This is a genomic window from Rhizobium sp. KNZ14-9A (assembly GCF_056755015.1).
The window spans coordinates 3552668-3566077 of record NZ_JBPGXB010000002.1; the positions used below are offsets into that span (position 1 = coordinate 3552668).

At 60.8% G+C, this 13410-nt stretch carries 15 protein-coding genes; 9 read left to right on the forward strand and 6 right to left on the reverse strand.

The genetic code is table 11. The features are described from left to right. Window positions 1-14 precede the first annotated feature (14 nt). Window positions 15-365, forward strand: coding sequence for an ArsC family reductase (locus tag ACR9ZQ_RS24435; RefSeq protein WP_481428937.1), 351 nt, complete (start codon window positions 15-17; stop codon window positions 363-365). Between the two features lie 3 nt (window positions 366-368). Next, a complete protein-coding gene (gene ybaK / locus ACR9ZQ_RS24440) occupies window positions 369-842 on the forward strand; it encodes a Cys-tRNA(Pro) deacylase (protein ID WP_310379617.1) in 474 nt (157 codons plus the stop codon). Here the strand turns inward: ybaK and ACR9ZQ_RS24445 are convergent, their stop codons facing one another. Continuing rightward, window positions 843-1286 (reverse strand): MarR family winged helix-turn-helix transcriptional regulator, encoded by a 444-nt coding sequence (locus tag ACR9ZQ_RS24445; RefSeq protein WP_310379619.1) that lies wholly within the window; start codon window positions 1284-1286, stop codon window positions 843-845. A 101-nt stretch (window positions 1287-1387) separates the two neighbouring features. On the opposite strand from ACR9ZQ_RS24445, the gene ACR9ZQ_RS24450 reads away from it, so the two are divergent. Next, window positions 1388-2071, forward strand: coding sequence for a glutathione S-transferase family protein (locus ACR9ZQ_RS24450; protein ID WP_310379620.1), 684 nt, complete (start codon window positions 1388-1390; stop codon window positions 2069-2071). A 128-nt stretch (window positions 2072-2199) separates the two neighbouring features. Further along, window positions 2200-3453: an aminopeptidase gene (locus ACR9ZQ_RS24455; RefSeq protein WP_481428938.1), complete on the forward strand. Its 1254-nt coding sequence runs from the start codon at window positions 2200-2202 to the stop codon at window positions 3451-3453. Here ACR9ZQ_RS24455 and ACR9ZQ_RS24460 read toward each other — a convergent pair. Further along, window positions 3401-4324 (reverse strand): EamA family transporter, encoded by a 924-nt coding sequence (locus ACR9ZQ_RS24460; protein WP_481428939.1) that lies wholly within the window; start codon window positions 4322-4324, stop codon window positions 3401-3403. The genes ACR9ZQ_RS24455 and ACR9ZQ_RS24460 overlap by 53 nt on opposite strands. Before the next feature lie 81 nt (window positions 4325-4405). On the opposite strand from ACR9ZQ_RS24460, the gene ACR9ZQ_RS24465 reads away from it, so the two are divergent. Continuing rightward, window positions 4406-4903: a MarR family winged helix-turn-helix transcriptional regulator gene (locus ACR9ZQ_RS24465; RefSeq protein ID WP_007813326.1), complete on the forward strand. Its 498-nt coding sequence runs from the start codon at window positions 4406-4408 to the stop codon at window positions 4901-4903. Here the strand turns inward: ACR9ZQ_RS24465 and ACR9ZQ_RS24470 are convergent, their stop codons facing one another. Both ACR9ZQ_RS24470 and xseA read right to left on the reverse strand, forming a co-directional pair. Then, on the reverse strand, window positions 4904-5494 hold the full coding sequence (locus tag ACR9ZQ_RS24470) for an NAD(P)H-dependent oxidoreductase (protein WP_481428940.1): 591 nt from the start codon (window positions 5492-5494) through the stop codon (window positions 4904-4906). A gap of 2 nt (window positions 5495-5496) precedes the next feature. Next, window positions 5497-7077, reverse strand: coding sequence for an exodeoxyribonuclease VII large subunit (gene xseA / locus ACR9ZQ_RS24475; RefSeq protein WP_481428941.1), 1581 nt, complete (start codon window positions 7075-7077; stop codon window positions 5497-5499). A 576-nt stretch (window positions 7078-7653) separates the two neighbouring features. Here xseA and ACR9ZQ_RS24480 point away from each other — a divergent pair. After that, window positions 7654-7896 carry a hypothetical protein gene (locus ACR9ZQ_RS24480; RefSeq protein WP_112541918.1) on the forward strand — a complete coding sequence of 81 codons (243 nt, stop codon included), beginning with the start codon at window positions 7654-7656 and terminating at the stop codon, window positions 7894-7896. A gap of 11 nt (window positions 7897-7907) precedes the next feature. Here the strand turns inward: ACR9ZQ_RS24480 and ACR9ZQ_RS24485 are convergent, their stop codons facing one another. Next, the gene (locus ACR9ZQ_RS24485) at window positions 7908-9755 is read right to left on the reverse strand and encodes a hypothetical protein (RefSeq protein ID WP_481429355.1); all 1848 of its coding nucleotides are present in this window, start codon (window positions 9753-9755) and stop codon (window positions 7908-7910) included. Window positions 9756-9911: 156 nt separating this feature from the next. Between ACR9ZQ_RS24485 and ACR9ZQ_RS24490 the strand changes: the two genes are divergently transcribed. Then, window positions 9912-10907, forward strand: coding sequence for a glycosyltransferase (locus ACR9ZQ_RS24490; protein ID WP_481428942.1), 996 nt, complete (start codon window positions 9912-9914; stop codon window positions 10905-10907). After that, window positions 10904-11293 carry a GtrA family protein gene (locus ACR9ZQ_RS24495; RefSeq protein ID WP_481428943.1) on the forward strand — a complete coding sequence of 130 codons (390 nt, stop codon included), beginning with the start codon at window positions 10904-10906 and terminating at the stop codon, window positions 11291-11293. Before ACR9ZQ_RS24490 ends, ACR9ZQ_RS24495 begins: the two co-directional genes overlap by 4 nt. On the opposite strand, the gene ACR9ZQ_RS24500 is transcribed toward ACR9ZQ_RS24495, so the two are convergent. After that, window positions 11290-12276: a Gfo/Idh/MocA family protein gene (locus ACR9ZQ_RS24500; RefSeq protein ID WP_481428944.1), complete on the reverse strand. Its 987-nt coding sequence runs from the start codon at window positions 12274-12276 to the stop codon at window positions 11290-11292. The two genes, ACR9ZQ_RS24495 and ACR9ZQ_RS24500, sit on opposite strands and share 4 nt — an antisense overlap. Window positions 12277-12453: 177 nt before the next feature. Between ACR9ZQ_RS24500 and ACR9ZQ_RS24505 the strand changes: the two genes are divergently transcribed. Beyond that, on the forward strand, window positions 12454-13401 hold the full coding sequence (locus ACR9ZQ_RS24505) for an aldo/keto reductase (RefSeq protein ID WP_481428945.1): 948 nt from the start codon (window positions 12454-12456) through the stop codon (window positions 13399-13401). Window positions 13402-13410: the final 9 nt, after the last annotated feature.

Here is a 13410-nt window from a genome sequence, read left to right on the forward strand (position 1 = left end):
GAGATCGAACCGGCATGGCCATCACCATCTACGGTATCAAGAACTGCGACACGATGAAGAAGGCCCGTAGCTGGCTGGACGAACGCGGCGTCGCCTACGACTTTCACGATTACAAGGCCGTCGGCATCAACCGGGCGCACCTGGAACGATGGATCGACGATGCAGGCTGGGAAACGGTGCTGAACCGCGCCGGCACGACCTTCCGCAAGCTGCCGGACGCCGCGCGCGAAAATCTCGACCGTGAAAAAGCGATCGCCCTGATGCTCGACCAACCATCAATGATCAAGCGGCCGGTACTGGAAACCGGCGACAAACTGCTGATCGGCTTCAAGCCAGAGATTTACGCGCGGACATTCGAGGGCTGAGCCATGTCCAAGACCACCCGCGCCACCCAGTTTCTCACGCAGGCTGGCGTCACCTTTACGGTTCATGCCTATGACTATGATCCAAACGCCGAGCGCGTCGGGCTGCAGGCGGCCGAAGCGCTGGGCGAGGAGCCGCACCGCGTGTTGAAGACGCTGATGGCTGAGGTGGACGGAAAGCCGGTCTGTGTGGTCGTGCCCTCCGACCGCGAGGTCAGCATGAAGAAGCTCGCCAGTGCCTTCCATGGCAAATCGGCCAATATGATGAAGCCGGCCGACGCCGAGCGGCTGACGGGATATCATGTCGGCGGCATCAGCCCTTTCGGGCAGAAGAAGATCGTACCAACGGCGATCGAGGAAGCCGCCCTTGCCGAACCGCTCGTCTATATCAATGGCGGGCAACGCGGGCTGCAGGTACGGCTCGATCCGACGGAGGCGTTGACGGCACTGAAGGCCGCCGCCGCACCGCTGATCGCCTGATCAGAGGAAGCGGTCCAGCAAGACGGCAATCGTCTTCGCCTCGCCTTCGGCAAGCTTGCAGCCGATATGAGTTTCGATCGCTTTGCCATAGACGGTCCACATGCGCTCCCGAAGCTGCCGGCCGGCATCAGTGATCACCACCCAGCGGCCGCGCCCATCCTGTGCGAAGACCTCGCGACCGACTAGGCCCTCTCTTTCCAGCCGGTCGATCAGGCGGGAAAGATTATACTGCGCCAACAATGTCCGCTCCTCGATCTCATAGGGGCGCAGCTTTCCTGATTGCGAGCGTGCCAATTCCCAAAGCACATCGTACCAGGCAAGCGGCGGCATGCCGGCCGCCTTAAGATCGGCTTCGATCACGCCAAGCAGCCGCTCGCGGGCGCGCATGAGGCGCGTCCAGGCTGAGACGACGGCTTCGCTCGGCTTCTTCATATTCGCAGACATAAATGCAATTACATCTATCTTGAATCTCATCGCAAGCGATATTAGATGCATTTACATGCATATTAACCGACCGATCCTTTGCAAACCACCAGGAGACTTTCATGAGCAGGCTCACCCTCATCAGTCATCACCTCTGCCCCTACGTGCAGCGCGCCGCGATCACGCTCCTCGAAAAGGGCGTGCCATTCGAGCGCATCAACATCGATCTTGCCGACAAGCCGGATTGGTTCCTGAAAATCTCACCCCTCGGCAAGGTGCCACTGCTCCGGATACAAGAGGACGATGGCCGCGAAGAGGTGTTGTTCGAAAGCAGCGTCATCTGCGAATATCTGGAGGAAACGCAGGCGGGTGCTGCCCTGCATCCCACCGACGCGCTGACCCGCGCCCGCCATCGCGGATGGATGGAATTCGGCTCTTCCGTACTTTCCGATCTCTGGGGCTATGAGACGGCGCAGGATGCTGCGCAACTGGAGGCCAAGCACAAGGCGCTTGTCGCCAAATTCGCGACGCTCGAGGGCGCGCTGGCGGACGGACCCTATTTCGCCGGGGCTAACTTCGGCCTCGTCGACGCGGTCTTTGGGCCGATCTTTCGGTACTTCGATCTGTTCGATACGCTCGGCGACAGCCCCATCTTTGACGGGCTCGAGCGGGTCAAGCGCTGGCGCAAGGCGCTGTCCGAGCGGGCAAGTGTCCGGGGCGCCGTTGGCGAAGACTATCCGCAGCGCCTGATGGAATTCCTCGAGAAGCATGACTCGATCCTGCTCAGGCTGCCCGCCGCTGCTTGACGCGCACGCACAAGCGGCCGGACATGCATCCGGCCGCTTTCAAATCGGATTCGGCGCGCTTCATTTTCGCCGTAAAGGGGTCTAAGTCTTTCACCTCCCGTCGCAGATATCAGAAGGCAGGTTGACCCATGACGTTTATGCCCCAGAGCCACAGCTCCGTCGATCCCGGCAAACTCGAGAAACTTGCGGAAGTCGCCATCAAGGTGGGCCTGCAGCTTCAGCAAGGGCAGGATCTCGTCATTACCGCACCCGTCGTGGCGCTGCCGCTGGTGCGATTGATCACCAAACACGCCTATCTCTCGGGCGCTGGCTTGGTTTCGACCTTCTATTCCGACGAGGAGACGACGCTTGCCCGTTATCAGTATGGCAGCGACGAAAGCTTCGATCGGGCTTCCGGCTGGCTTTATGACGGCATGGCGAAAGCCTACGAAAAGGGTGCCGCCCGCCTCGCCATTGCTGGCGACAATCCGATGTTGCTCTCGGAGCAGGATCCCAGCAAGGTCGGCCGCGCCAATCGCGCCAATTCCACGGCCTATAAGCCGGCGCTGGAGAAGATCTCCAACTTCGACATCAACTGGAACATCGTCTCCTACCCCAACCCCTCCTGGGCGAAAGTCGTCTTCCCCGACGATCCGGAAGCGATCGCCGTTGCCAAACTCGCCAAGGCGATCTTTGCGGCGTCGCGCGTCGACGTGCCTGATCCGATTACCGCCTGGTCCGAGCACAATGCCAATCTGCGCAAGCGCTCGTCCTGGCTGAACGGAGAGCGTTTCGCCTCGCTGCATTTCACCGGGCCAGGCACGGATCTGACCGTCGGCCTCGCAGACGGCCATGAATGGCATGGCGGCGCCTCGACGGCGAAGAACGGCATTACCTGCAATCCGAATATCCCGACCGAGGAAGTCTTCACCACGCCGCATGCACTGCGCGTGGAAGGCCACGTGTCCAGCACCAAACCGCTCTCACATCAGGGCACGCTGATCGACAATATCCGGGTCCGCTTCGAAGGCGGCCGTATCATCGAGGCCAAGGCCTCGCGCGGCGAGGAAGTGTTGAACAAGGTACTCGATACGGATGAAGGCGCGCGCCGGCTCGGTGAAGTTGCGCTGGTGCCGCATTCCTCGCCGATCTCGGCAAGCGGCATCCTCTTCTACAACACACTGTTCGACGAGAATGCCTCCTGCCATATCGCACTCGGCCAGTGCTATTCGAAGTGCTTCCTCGACGGCGCTTCGCTGAGCCAGGAGCAGATCAAGGCGCAGGGTGGCAATTCGAGCCTGATCCACATCGACTGGATGATCGGCTCCGACAAGGTCGATATTGACGGTATCAAGCCTGATGGCTCGCGGGTGCCGGTAATGCGACAGGGCGAGTGGGCGTAACAACGCCCGCCTTCGGCATCAGGCTGCGCTGGCTGAGCCAGACGCTGACCAGCACCATGGCAAAGCCTGAAAGCTGGGTTGGTGTAAGGCTCTGGCCGAGTGCCAGCCAACCGAGCAGGGTGGCGACAACGGGGCTCAGGAAGCCGAGCGACGCTGCGGCCGATGGCTCTATGCGCGAGAGGCCGCGGAACCACAGCAGATAGGTGAAGGCAGCACCGATGAGGCCAAGATAGGCAATGCCGAGGATATTGGCTGTCGTCGGCACAGGAAGCGCTGGTTCCAGGAAAAAGGCCACGGGCACGAGCAGAATGCCACCTGCGGTCAATTGCCAGGACGTAAAGGTGAGGCTGGAAACTGGCGGCTGCCAATGCCGGCTCAGCACCGTGCCGAAGGCCATGGAGACCGCACCGGCGAGACCTGCGGTAACACCAACGGGATCAAGCGCTGCCTTCGGTGTCAGCACCAGAAGTGCCACACCTACCATTCCGATCAGGCCGGCAATAACGGCAATGAAGCGGATCGGCTTGCCGAGAAAGAGACGCGAGAGCGCAATGACGATCAGCGGCTGCACGGCGCCGACCGTTGCGGCCACGCCGCCCGGCAGGCGATAGGCCGAAACGAAGAGCATCGCCCAGAAGAACGAGAAGTTCAGTGCGCCGAGAATGAAGGCGCGGCCCCACCAGATGCCGGTCGGCAATTTCCGGACAATCAGCAGCAGAAGCAGCCCTGCCGGCAGCGCCCGTAGCATCGCGACCGTCAGCGGGTAGCCCTGCGGAAGGAAGGATGTGGTGACGAAATAGGTGCTGCCCCAGATGGCGGGCGCAATCGCAGTCATCAGCAGATCGGCGACGTATCTGGTATTTGTCTTCATTTCAAGAATCTCTACTTCAAGATAAAATCAAGATAGCGTGTTTTATCTTGACGTCAAGATACCTGCTGATATCGATGCAGCATGGACAAGGAGAAATCAGATCACGTCGACAGGATCCTGGCTCAGTGGCGGCGCGAGCGGCCGGAGCTGGATGTCGAACCCATGGGGATCTTCGGCCGGCTGAAGCGGCTGACGACGCATATCGGCCGCGAAGTAGAAGCGGTTCTGCTCAAGCACGGCCTCTCCTCCTCCGCTTTCGATGTGCTGGCCACGCTTCGCCGCTCCGGCGCGCCCTACCGGCTGTCGCCCGGAGAGCTGCTCGGCATGACGATGGTGAGTTCCGGCACGATGACGAACCGGATCGATCAGCTGGAGAAGGCCGGCTTCGTCGAGCGCCTGTTTAACCCCGAAGACCGGCGCAGCGTGCTGATTGCGCTGACCGAGAAGGGTCTGGCAACGGTGGAAGAAGCGGTCGGCGCGCATGTCGCAAACCAGCAACGGCTGACGCGCAACCTGACGGCCGATGACAAAGCCGAGCTCGACCGGCTGCTCAAAAAATTCCTGTCGGATTTCGAATAATCAGACGGCGGCGAGCGCCTTGCGGACGCGCTCCAGATACGCCTTGCGCCTGGCATCCGTCGCACGGTCCATGTCGTGCAGGCTCAGCATCCGGAACTTCAACCGCTTGGCGCAGAAATTGGCGATGCCGCGCTTCAGCAGGCGACGGACGGGATTGCCCATGTAGACATGCACCAGCCACCAGGGCGAACCAGTTGTCGTCAGCGCGTAGAGCAGCTTGATATTGGTGAGCCGCGGCACGATACGGCCGCCGGCAGCATCATGGGTGAAGGCGACACCCGGCGCAAAGACGCGATCGATGAAACCCTTCAATATGGCCGGGAAGTTGAACCACCACTGCGGAAAAACCAGAATGAGACCGTCAGCCGCTTTCAGCCGTGCAACGATACCGGCGACGGCGGACGTATCGTAAGGCACATCGAAATAGCCGCCCCGCTCTGCCTTGGACAGCCGCGGGTCAAAATCCTCTGCATAGAGATCCAGAAGATCGACAGTATGGCCCGAGGCTTCGAGTGCCTCGCGGGCGGTCCGCGCCACAGAAGCGGCGAAGCTTTCCGGCAGCGGATGGGCGAGAACCAGCAGAATGTGCATTGCTAGAACAGGCTTCCCTGTTTCGGTGGCTCGCCGGCCCTGACCGTGCGCTTCCTGGCCCCTGATGGCGCAGCGCCGCCTTCCGTCGTCATGGCGCCGACGCGGCCGTCGGCGAACTCAATGGCGATGCCCATGCCGGCAGAGAGTACTGATGCCTGCGAGACCGGCCTGTTTTCCTCATCACGGATGACGGCATAGCCGCGCTTCAGCACGTTCTTGTAGGAGAGAGACTGAAGAATGCGGTCCTGCGCGGAAAGCTCGGCGCGGGCACGCGTCAGCTGATGACGGATTGCCGTATCGGCATGACGCGACAGATTGCCGAGGCGCTCACGACCGCGGTCGGTCTGTGTCTTCAGCCGAGCCGGAAGCGAGGCGAAGATAGCCTCTGCGCGTTCGATGCGGGACTTCGAGCGGTCGAGCAGGCGCTCGACGGTACGTTCGGCCCGGGCCATGCGTTCGTTCAGAAGCTGACGACGCTCTGTGATGCGGTTGGACAGCACATCCGGCCGCAGATGCGAGGCGACGCGTTCGAAACCGCGGCGCTTGTTGATGGTGTTGAGCTCCAACCCGCGGCCAAGGCCAGCGGCCGCCTCATCGAAGCGGCGGCGGGGCAGCGCCAGAAGCTGATCGAGCGACGGCAGGGCGCGCATCAGAGCACGGACGGACTGGCGTCGCTGATCCATCTGTCGGCTCATGCAGCCCTGCAGGCGGGCAGTGAGACCTGCACCCTGGGCCTCAAGCTCGGCCTTGACGGGCACGGCCATTTCGGCAGCACCGGTCGGTGTCGGGGCGCGGACATCGGCGGCGTAATCGATCAGCGTCCAGTCGGTCTCGTGGCCGACAGCCGAGATCAACGGAATCCGGCTATCAGCTGCGGCCCGCACGACGATTTCGTCGTTGAAGCTCCAGAGATCTTCGAGACTGCCGCCGCCGCGGGCGACGATCAGCACATCTGGGCGTGGAACATCGCCGCCAGGCTCCAGGGCGTTGAAGCCGTTGATAGCGTTTGCCACCTCCTCGCCAGAGCCTTCGCCCTGAACCTTGACCGGCCAGACGATGACATGGACGGGGAAACGATCGGAGATACGATGCAGGATATCGCGGATGACGGCGCCCGTCGGCGAGGTCACGACGCCGATTACCTCAGGCATGAAAGGCAGGCGCTTCTTGCGTGAGGGATCGAAAAGGCCCTCGGCGCCCAACCTACGCTTGCGCTCCTCGATCAGCGCCATCAATGCGCCGGCACCGGCAGGCTCCAGCGTCTCGATGACGATCTGGTATTTGGATGAGCCGGGGAAGGTCGTGACCTTGCCGGTCGCGATCACCTCCATGCCCTCTTCCGGGCGGAACTTCAGGCGAGAAAAGGTGCCTTTCCAGATGACTGCATCGATGCGCGCGCGGTCGTCCTTCAGCGAGAAGTAAGCGTGGCCCGAGGAATGCGGGCCACGGTAACCCGAAATCTCGCCGCGCACACGCACCTGATCGAAGGCTGTCTCGACGGTCCGCTTGATGGAACCGGAGAGCTCCGAGACCGAATATTCCGCAAGGTTGGTAGGCGAATCGCCGTCAAAGACATTGCTCATCCCCCTTTCTATTTTGATCGCCCCCAAACGGAAAGGTCGGGGTAGGAGAAGGGCGAATTTTTATTCAAAAATCGGTGGGAGACCCAAGAAATAGGGATATCGCTACTCCAAAAAAAATCTTAGTATCATTCACGTTCGTAGGGAGTGGCGAACACCGACCCGAAAAATGAGCATGCTGGTGACAGTGAGTATTCCCCGCCGATGGAAGGCGCGGGAGCGATCGCTCCTTTCATCGCGCTATGCTCAACCATTATAGGTATCGGCTCGCCCTCTTTCCGAACAACCAGTCGATCAGACGCCGATCGAATTGTCAGCGTGATGCTGCTTCGTTCTACGTCGTTGCTGTTGCAGGGGAGTTCCGTTTACGTAAATGAGAAAGTAACGGAACTTTTCAGCCTGTAACAGAGTTGACTTGTATCGAAACGCATACCCGGCGCAAGCCGGAGGAAATGCCGTCAGGTGAACGCATCCGTAACCATGGCTGCAATTGCAGCTTTCATTAAGGATGGCCAATAAACTTTTGTTAGCGGAGGGCCCCTAGGCTCCTCGCAAACGACCTGAAGAAGAGGTGACGACATGATCATCCTGACAGCAACCACCCTGGGCCTCACCGCTGGCCTTATGCGCTCAGCCGGCGTCATTGCAATCGTCGCCATGCTGATCGCCGTAACCTTTGCCATCGCCGCGATTGTCTCCGGCGGTGCGGTTTCATTCCTGGCGCTTTTCTACACGATCATCGGTTACAATGCCGGCCTGCTGCTTTATCTCGGCGGCCTCTTTACCACCGATCGCCTGCGGGCTGTGCTCGTCCACTCCTGAAAGATAGGACGTCAGTCCGACGCCGGCCGGTAACGGAAGAACTGGACGCCGCTGCCCGCAGCTTTCGGCAGCGGGTCAAGATACGCAGGGATATTGCCCTTCCCCAGCTGCGCATAGAGCCCGTCGGGCTTCAATCTGGCGATTTCACTTGTCTGCAGATCATCCGGGCAGAAGGCAAGCACAGTGACGCCCGCTCCCTTCAGAAATGCCTCCGCCTCCTGCGGCTCGGCCAGACCGATATAAATCTCGGTCAGCATGCCGCCCTGGTTGCGATGATAGGGCGCCGACAAAACACGGTTGGCGGTGTAGCGCAGGATTGGCACACCCATCTCCGACGGCGCCGAGACGAGACCGGCAGGCAGGCCGCCGAGCGGCGCGAGCGCCTGCCGGGAGGAACATGAAGGCCTCTCTGCCTCGTCGGCATTCTTTGTCTTGTTGACCTGCATTTCGACGAGTGCGCCGCCGACGGCCCATACCGCCGGCACGCTTGCCAGAACCGTCACGATATAGACGAGGGCAGCTGCGGCATTTTCGCTGTCGCCGTTCGACATGCGGCGCACGTCAATGATCAGCAAGGCAAGCGGCAGGATAGACAGGAGGTTTGAGAAGACGGCTCCACGGACCTGAACCAGTGCGACGGCCCAACTGACACTCAACAGCGCCAGAAGGACGAGATGGACCTGCACGCGATCGCCCTGCACGGAGCGGAAAATGCAGACGGCGATCGCGAGCAGGCCAGGCGCATAGAATGCGCCGATGGAAAAGGGATCTGTCCGGCTGAGCGCGAGAATGGATTGCGCTTCCGAGACATTGCGCAGCCAGAGCTCGACCAGCATAGGATCGAGATCGGCAAAAGGATTGCGCAGGCATTCAGGCGCAATGACGATAGCCGAACCGAAAACGGCGGCGCCGACCGCCGCAAGCACGGCGAAACGCAAGCCGCGGCCAAGACGGCTGGCAAAGGCCGCGGAGGCGAGCAGCAGGCCGCCGCCAATCGTCGCCAGGCTGTAGAAGCCGAGCGAGAGATTGTCGCAAGTCACCGCCGAATAGCGCTGTGGCGGCACCGTCGCAAAGAGGAGGATGCTGATCGCAACAGCGAGGCTAAGGCCGAAAGCCCTGGTGGCGGCGGCGAGAGGCTCGCCTTCCCAGACCCAGAGAAATGCTACGACCAGGCAATAGATGGCAACGAAGGGCGTGGTTTCCGCACCGATCGCGATCGCCAATGCGGCTGACACGCCAGCGACGGCATAGTTCCACGCGCGCTGTTTTTCATCGAAGAGCATCGCCACCATGGTCGCGACAAGCGCGAGCTGGGCATTGTGATGATCAATGGCGCCGGGCGCAAAACGATTGCCGGTATAGATCGCCATGCCGGCAAAGCAGAAAGACAGGTGCATGCCGGCAAGGCCGCCGACACGCCGGCCGGCAAGGCCCATAGCAAGCATGGCAGGAAAAACGAGCGACAGGGGCCAGACCACGAGTGCGGCAGCTTCCGCAGCATCATGGCCGAGGAAGAGGCCGAAGAAGCGGATGAGCGCAGCGATCGGCAGGTCGATCAGCCGCGACCAGTGCATGAGCGTGCCTTCGCCGAGGCCGAGCCGATACTGCATCAGATCGAACCAGCCCTGCCCGTTCAGGAAATCCCTGACCTCCACCAAGCGCATGCCGTCGTCATTATCGGGGCCGACATAATCGACCGGACCTCCGGCATATTTCATGACGGTGATAATGCCGATCAGGATAACGGTGTAGATGAGAGCGGATGGCAGGAGACGCGTCAGCATCTGCCGGATACTGCCGACGAATCCAGTCCTGGCTGATGCGGATTGCGCCTTGGCGATCGGCTGCACTGCGTTCATCATGATAGCCAGGTCGTTGCGTGATGGGCAAACCTTAGCCTTGGCTTATCAAGAAAGTGTAAACCACAGGACGTGACAGCTTTCGTTTCTTATAGGGGCTTGTTAACGCTGCATGGCGTAAATTCGCCGCGGTTTCTTTGTAACGAGTGTAACCCAATGGCGCGATCGCTCAGCGAAAGTCCTGATATTGCCGTTCTGCTTCCCTGCTACAACGAAGCGGCGACGATCGGGGCTGTCGTCAGGGGTTTCCAGGCGGCACTGCCCGATGCGCATATCCATGTCTACGACAATAACTCCACCGATGGCACGGCGCTGCATGCCATGCTCGCCGGCGCGCATGTCGTGCGCGAGCGGCGCCAGGGCAAGGGCCATGTGGTGCGGCGGATGTTCGCCGATATCGATGCCGACATCTACATCATCGCCGACGGCGACGGGACCTATGCGCCTGAGGATGCCGAAGAGCTGGTGCGGACGCTGCTGACGGAACGGGCTGATATGGTGGTCGGCACGCGGCGCGGCGTGCATGACGATGCCGGCCGGCAGGGACATGCCCTCGGCAACCGGCTGTTCAACATCCTCTATCGCGCGATCTTCGGGCCTGACTTCACCGATATCTTGTCGGGTTACCGGGCCTTTTCACGCCGTTTCGTCAAGAGCTTCCCCGCGGTTTCCGGCGGCTTCGAGATCGAGACGGAAATGTCGGTGCATGCGTCGCGGCTGAAATTGCCTGTCAGTGAACTGGAACTGCATTACGGCAGGCGCCCGGAAGGCTCGCATTCGAAGCTCTCGACCTTCCGTGACGGCGGCAAGATCCTCTGGATGTTTGCCATGCTGATGAAAGAAACGCGGCCCTTCGCTTTCTTCGGCACGATCAGCGCCCTCTTCATGCTGGCAAGTCTCGGCTTCATGGGGCCGGTGTTGGCGGAATACTTTGCGACCGGCCTCGTCAGCCGCATGCCGACCTGGGTGCTTTCGACGGCACTGGCGATGATCTCCATCATGCTGTTTACTGCCGGTGTGATCCTCGATTCCGTTGCACGGGCGCGGGCCGAGCAGTTGCGCATCCATTATATGAGCCTGGCGGCGCCGGTCTCAGCAAAGGATAAGACCTTGCCCATAATGCTTGATGGCAAAAAGGCGGACGCGGCATGAAGAAGCTCATTCGCTTCGCGATCGCCGGTGGACTGGGCTTCATCGTCGATGCGAGCGTGCTTGCGCTGCTTCTGTACCTGACGCCGCTCGGTCCCTTCATTGCCCGGCTGATTGCCATTGCGCTCGCGATGGCGACGACATGGGCATTCAACCGGACTTTCACGTTCGACCGGTCAGGCCGGTCGCTGGCCGCAGAAGGCTTCCGCTATGGCTCGGTCGGCGTGACGGCCGCCCTCGTCAATTATGGGCTCTATTCGGCGCTGCTTCTGTCACTACCGGCGCTGCAGCCGCTTGTCGCGATGGTGCTCGCGACCGCAGCGTCGATGTTCTTCAGCTTCTTCGGCTATTCCCGCTTCGTCTTCCGCGGCAAAGCCGAGAAAAATTAAACGGCTTCCCAACCATCCTGCTCGCTGGCGCGGTAGATGGCGTCGATGACCTTCTGGTTGAGCTTGGAATCTTCCAGGGTAACGATCTCTTCCTTTTCGCCTGCAGCAGCGCGGGCAAAAGCTTCCGCCTGGCACCTGTACTGGCGGCTGTCCTGGAAGCGGATGATCTGGGATTCGTTATGACCACGATTGGTCACTTCGATCTCCTCAGGGCCCCAGCGATTGGCGTTGAAGGGCGACTTGACCTCGATATAGCCGTCGGTGCCGTGGAAGACCATGATCTGGCGGCCGGCCATCTGGGTGGAAATATAGAAGCTCAGCTCGAAATCGCCGAAATCGGCCTTCACGCTGGAATAGATATCGGTGCCGAACTCGGCATCGCGCTCGGTGATCGCCTGGATCCAGGACGGCTCTTTGCCGGTGGAGAAGCGGGTGCTGATGACGGGATAGACGCCGATGTCAGGCAGGCCGCCGCCACCAAGCGCCGGGATGTTGCGCATGTTGCCGGGGTCGCGGTTGTAATAGGTGAAGGCGCCCTGCACATGCCGAAGTTCGCCGATCGCACCATCTTGCAACAAGGAACGGACCTTCCGCCAGACCGGCGAATAGGCGACCATGAAGGCTTCGCTGATGATGACCTTGTTGCGGTTGCGGGCGGCGATGAGATCGTCGATCTCGGAGGCCTTGAGCGCAATCGGCTTTTCGCAGAGCACGTGCTTGCCGGCATCCGCAGCCTTGATCGACCATTCGATATGCTGGGAGGTCGGCAGCGGAATATAGACGGCATCGATCACGTCGGACGCCAGCATTTCCTCGTAGGAGCCGAAGGCATGCGGCACGGAGAAGCGGTCCGCCATGTCACGGGCGCGCGCAAAATCACGGCTGGCAATGGCGGTAATAACGCAGTTTTCCGCGTCCTGAATGGCGGGAACGACATTGTCCCGGCCGATCTTGGCCGTTGAAAGTATACCGAAACGCAACATGAAAGGTCCTCCTGAAATCCATCGGGCGCACCTTATTCAGCCCTCTCTTGCGGCGCAATGGCGCGACGGCCGATCACGGAAGTTTGGTTTCCTTCCAGGACACTCCGCGCTAGGTTACCGATGGACGGCGTTCTGCCGTTTCAGATTTCAATCACTTCAGCATTTTGGGAGAGCGCCATGGAAATGCGCCGGCTTGGAAAAACAGGTCTTTCGATCTCGCCGATCGTCTTCGGCGGCAATGTCTTCGGCTGGACGGCCGACGAGAAAACGTCCTTCGATATTCTGGACGGCTTCTTCGATGCGGGTCTCAACACGATCGACACCGCCGACGTCTATTCCGCCTGGGTGCCGGGCAATAAGGGCGGCGACTCTGAAGAGATCATCGGCAAGTGGCTGAAAAAGGGAAAGGTCTCCCGCGACAGGGCCGTGATCATCACCAAGGTCGGCTCCGACATGGGTCAGGGCAAGACGCTGAAGGCCAACTATATTCTGAAGGCAGTTGAGGACTCGCTGCGCCGGCTGCAGACTGACTATATCGACCTCTATCTGTCGCACTGGCCGGATGCCGATACGCCGCATGAGGAATCGCTTGGCGCCTATGCCAAGCTGCTCGAACAGGGCAAGATCCGCTCCGTGGGCTGCTCGAACTATGATGCGAGCCTGCTGCAGGCCTCCTTCGATGCCGCCGACAAGGCAGGCCTGCCGCGCTATCAGGCGCTGCAGCCGGAATATAACCTCTATGAGCGTTCGAGCTTTGAAGGCCCGGTTGCCGATCTCTGCGTGAAGGAGGATATCGGCGTCATCACCTATTTCAGCCTCGCAGCCGGCTTCCTGTCGGGCAAATACCGCAGCAAGGCGGATACGGAGGGCCGGGCCCGCGAAGGCCGCGTTTCCCAGTATCTCAATGACAAGGGCACGCGCATTCTCGCAGCACTCGACACGGTCTCGGCCGAGACGGGCGCCATGCCGGCGGAAATCTCTCTCGCCTGGCTCTTGCGCAAGAAGGGCGTGACGGCGCCGATCGCCAGTGCTACGAGCCTTTCGCAGCTTGAAAGCCTGGTGAAATCGGCCACGCTCAAGCTCTCCGACGAGGCAATGGCGCTGCTCGACGAGGCCGGTGCCTAAAACGAGGTG

Bases quoted from the DNA above. Each gene is read 5' to 3' on its own strand.
- ACR9ZQ_RS24435 (WP_481428937.1), top strand. From the start codon at position 15: ATGGCCATCACCATCTACGGTATCAAGAACTGCGACACGATGAAGAAG.
- ybaK (WP_310379617.1), top strand. From the start codon at position 369: ATGTCCAAGACCACCCGCGCCACCCAGTTTCTCACGCAGGCTGGCGTC.
- ACR9ZQ_RS24445 (WP_310379619.1), bottom strand. From the start codon at position 1,286: ATGTCTGCGAATATGAAGAAGCCGAGCGAAGCCGTCGTCTCAGCCTGG.
- ACR9ZQ_RS24450 (WP_310379620.1), top strand. From the start codon at position 1,388: ATGAGCAGGCTCACCCTCATCAGTCATCACCTCTGCCCCTACGTGCAG.
- ACR9ZQ_RS24455 (WP_481428938.1), top strand. From the start codon at position 2,200: ATGACGTTTATGCCCCAGAGCCACAGCTCCGTCGATCCCGGCAAACTC.
- ACR9ZQ_RS24460 (WP_481428939.1), bottom strand. From the start codon at position 4,324: ATGAAGACAAATACCAGATACGTCGCCGATCTGCTGATGACTGCGATT.
- ACR9ZQ_RS24465 (WP_007813326.1), top strand. From the start codon at position 4,406: ATGGACAAGGAGAAATCAGATCACGTCGACAGGATCCTGGCTCAGTGG.
- ACR9ZQ_RS24470 (WP_481428940.1), bottom strand. From the start codon at position 5,494: ATGCACATTCTGCTGGTTCTCGCCCATCCGCTGCCGGAAAGCTTCGCC.
- xseA (WP_481428941.1), bottom strand. From the start codon at position 7,077: ATGAGCAATGTCTTTGACGGCGATTCGCCTACCAACCTTGCGGAATAT.
- ACR9ZQ_RS24480 (WP_112541918.1), top strand. From the start codon at position 7,654: ATGATCATCCTGACAGCAACCACCCTGGGCCTCACCGCTGGCCTTATG.
- ACR9ZQ_RS24485 (WP_481429355.1), bottom strand. From the start codon at position 9,755: ATGAACGCAGTGCAGCCGATCGCCAAGGCGCAATCCGCATCAGCCAGG.
- ACR9ZQ_RS24490 (WP_481428942.1), top strand. From the start codon at position 9,912: ATGGCGCGATCGCTCAGCGAAAGTCCTGATATTGCCGTTCTGCTTCCC.
- ACR9ZQ_RS24495 (WP_481428943.1), top strand. From the start codon at position 10,904: ATGAAGAAGCTCATTCGCTTCGCGATCGCCGGTGGACTGGGCTTCATC.
- ACR9ZQ_RS24500 (WP_481428944.1), bottom strand. From the start codon at position 12,276: ATGTTGCGTTTCGGTATACTTTCAACGGCCAAGATCGGCCGGGACAAT.
- ACR9ZQ_RS24505 (WP_481428945.1), top strand. From the start codon at position 12,454: ATGGAAATGCGCCGGCTTGGAAAAACAGGTCTTTCGATCTCGCCGATC.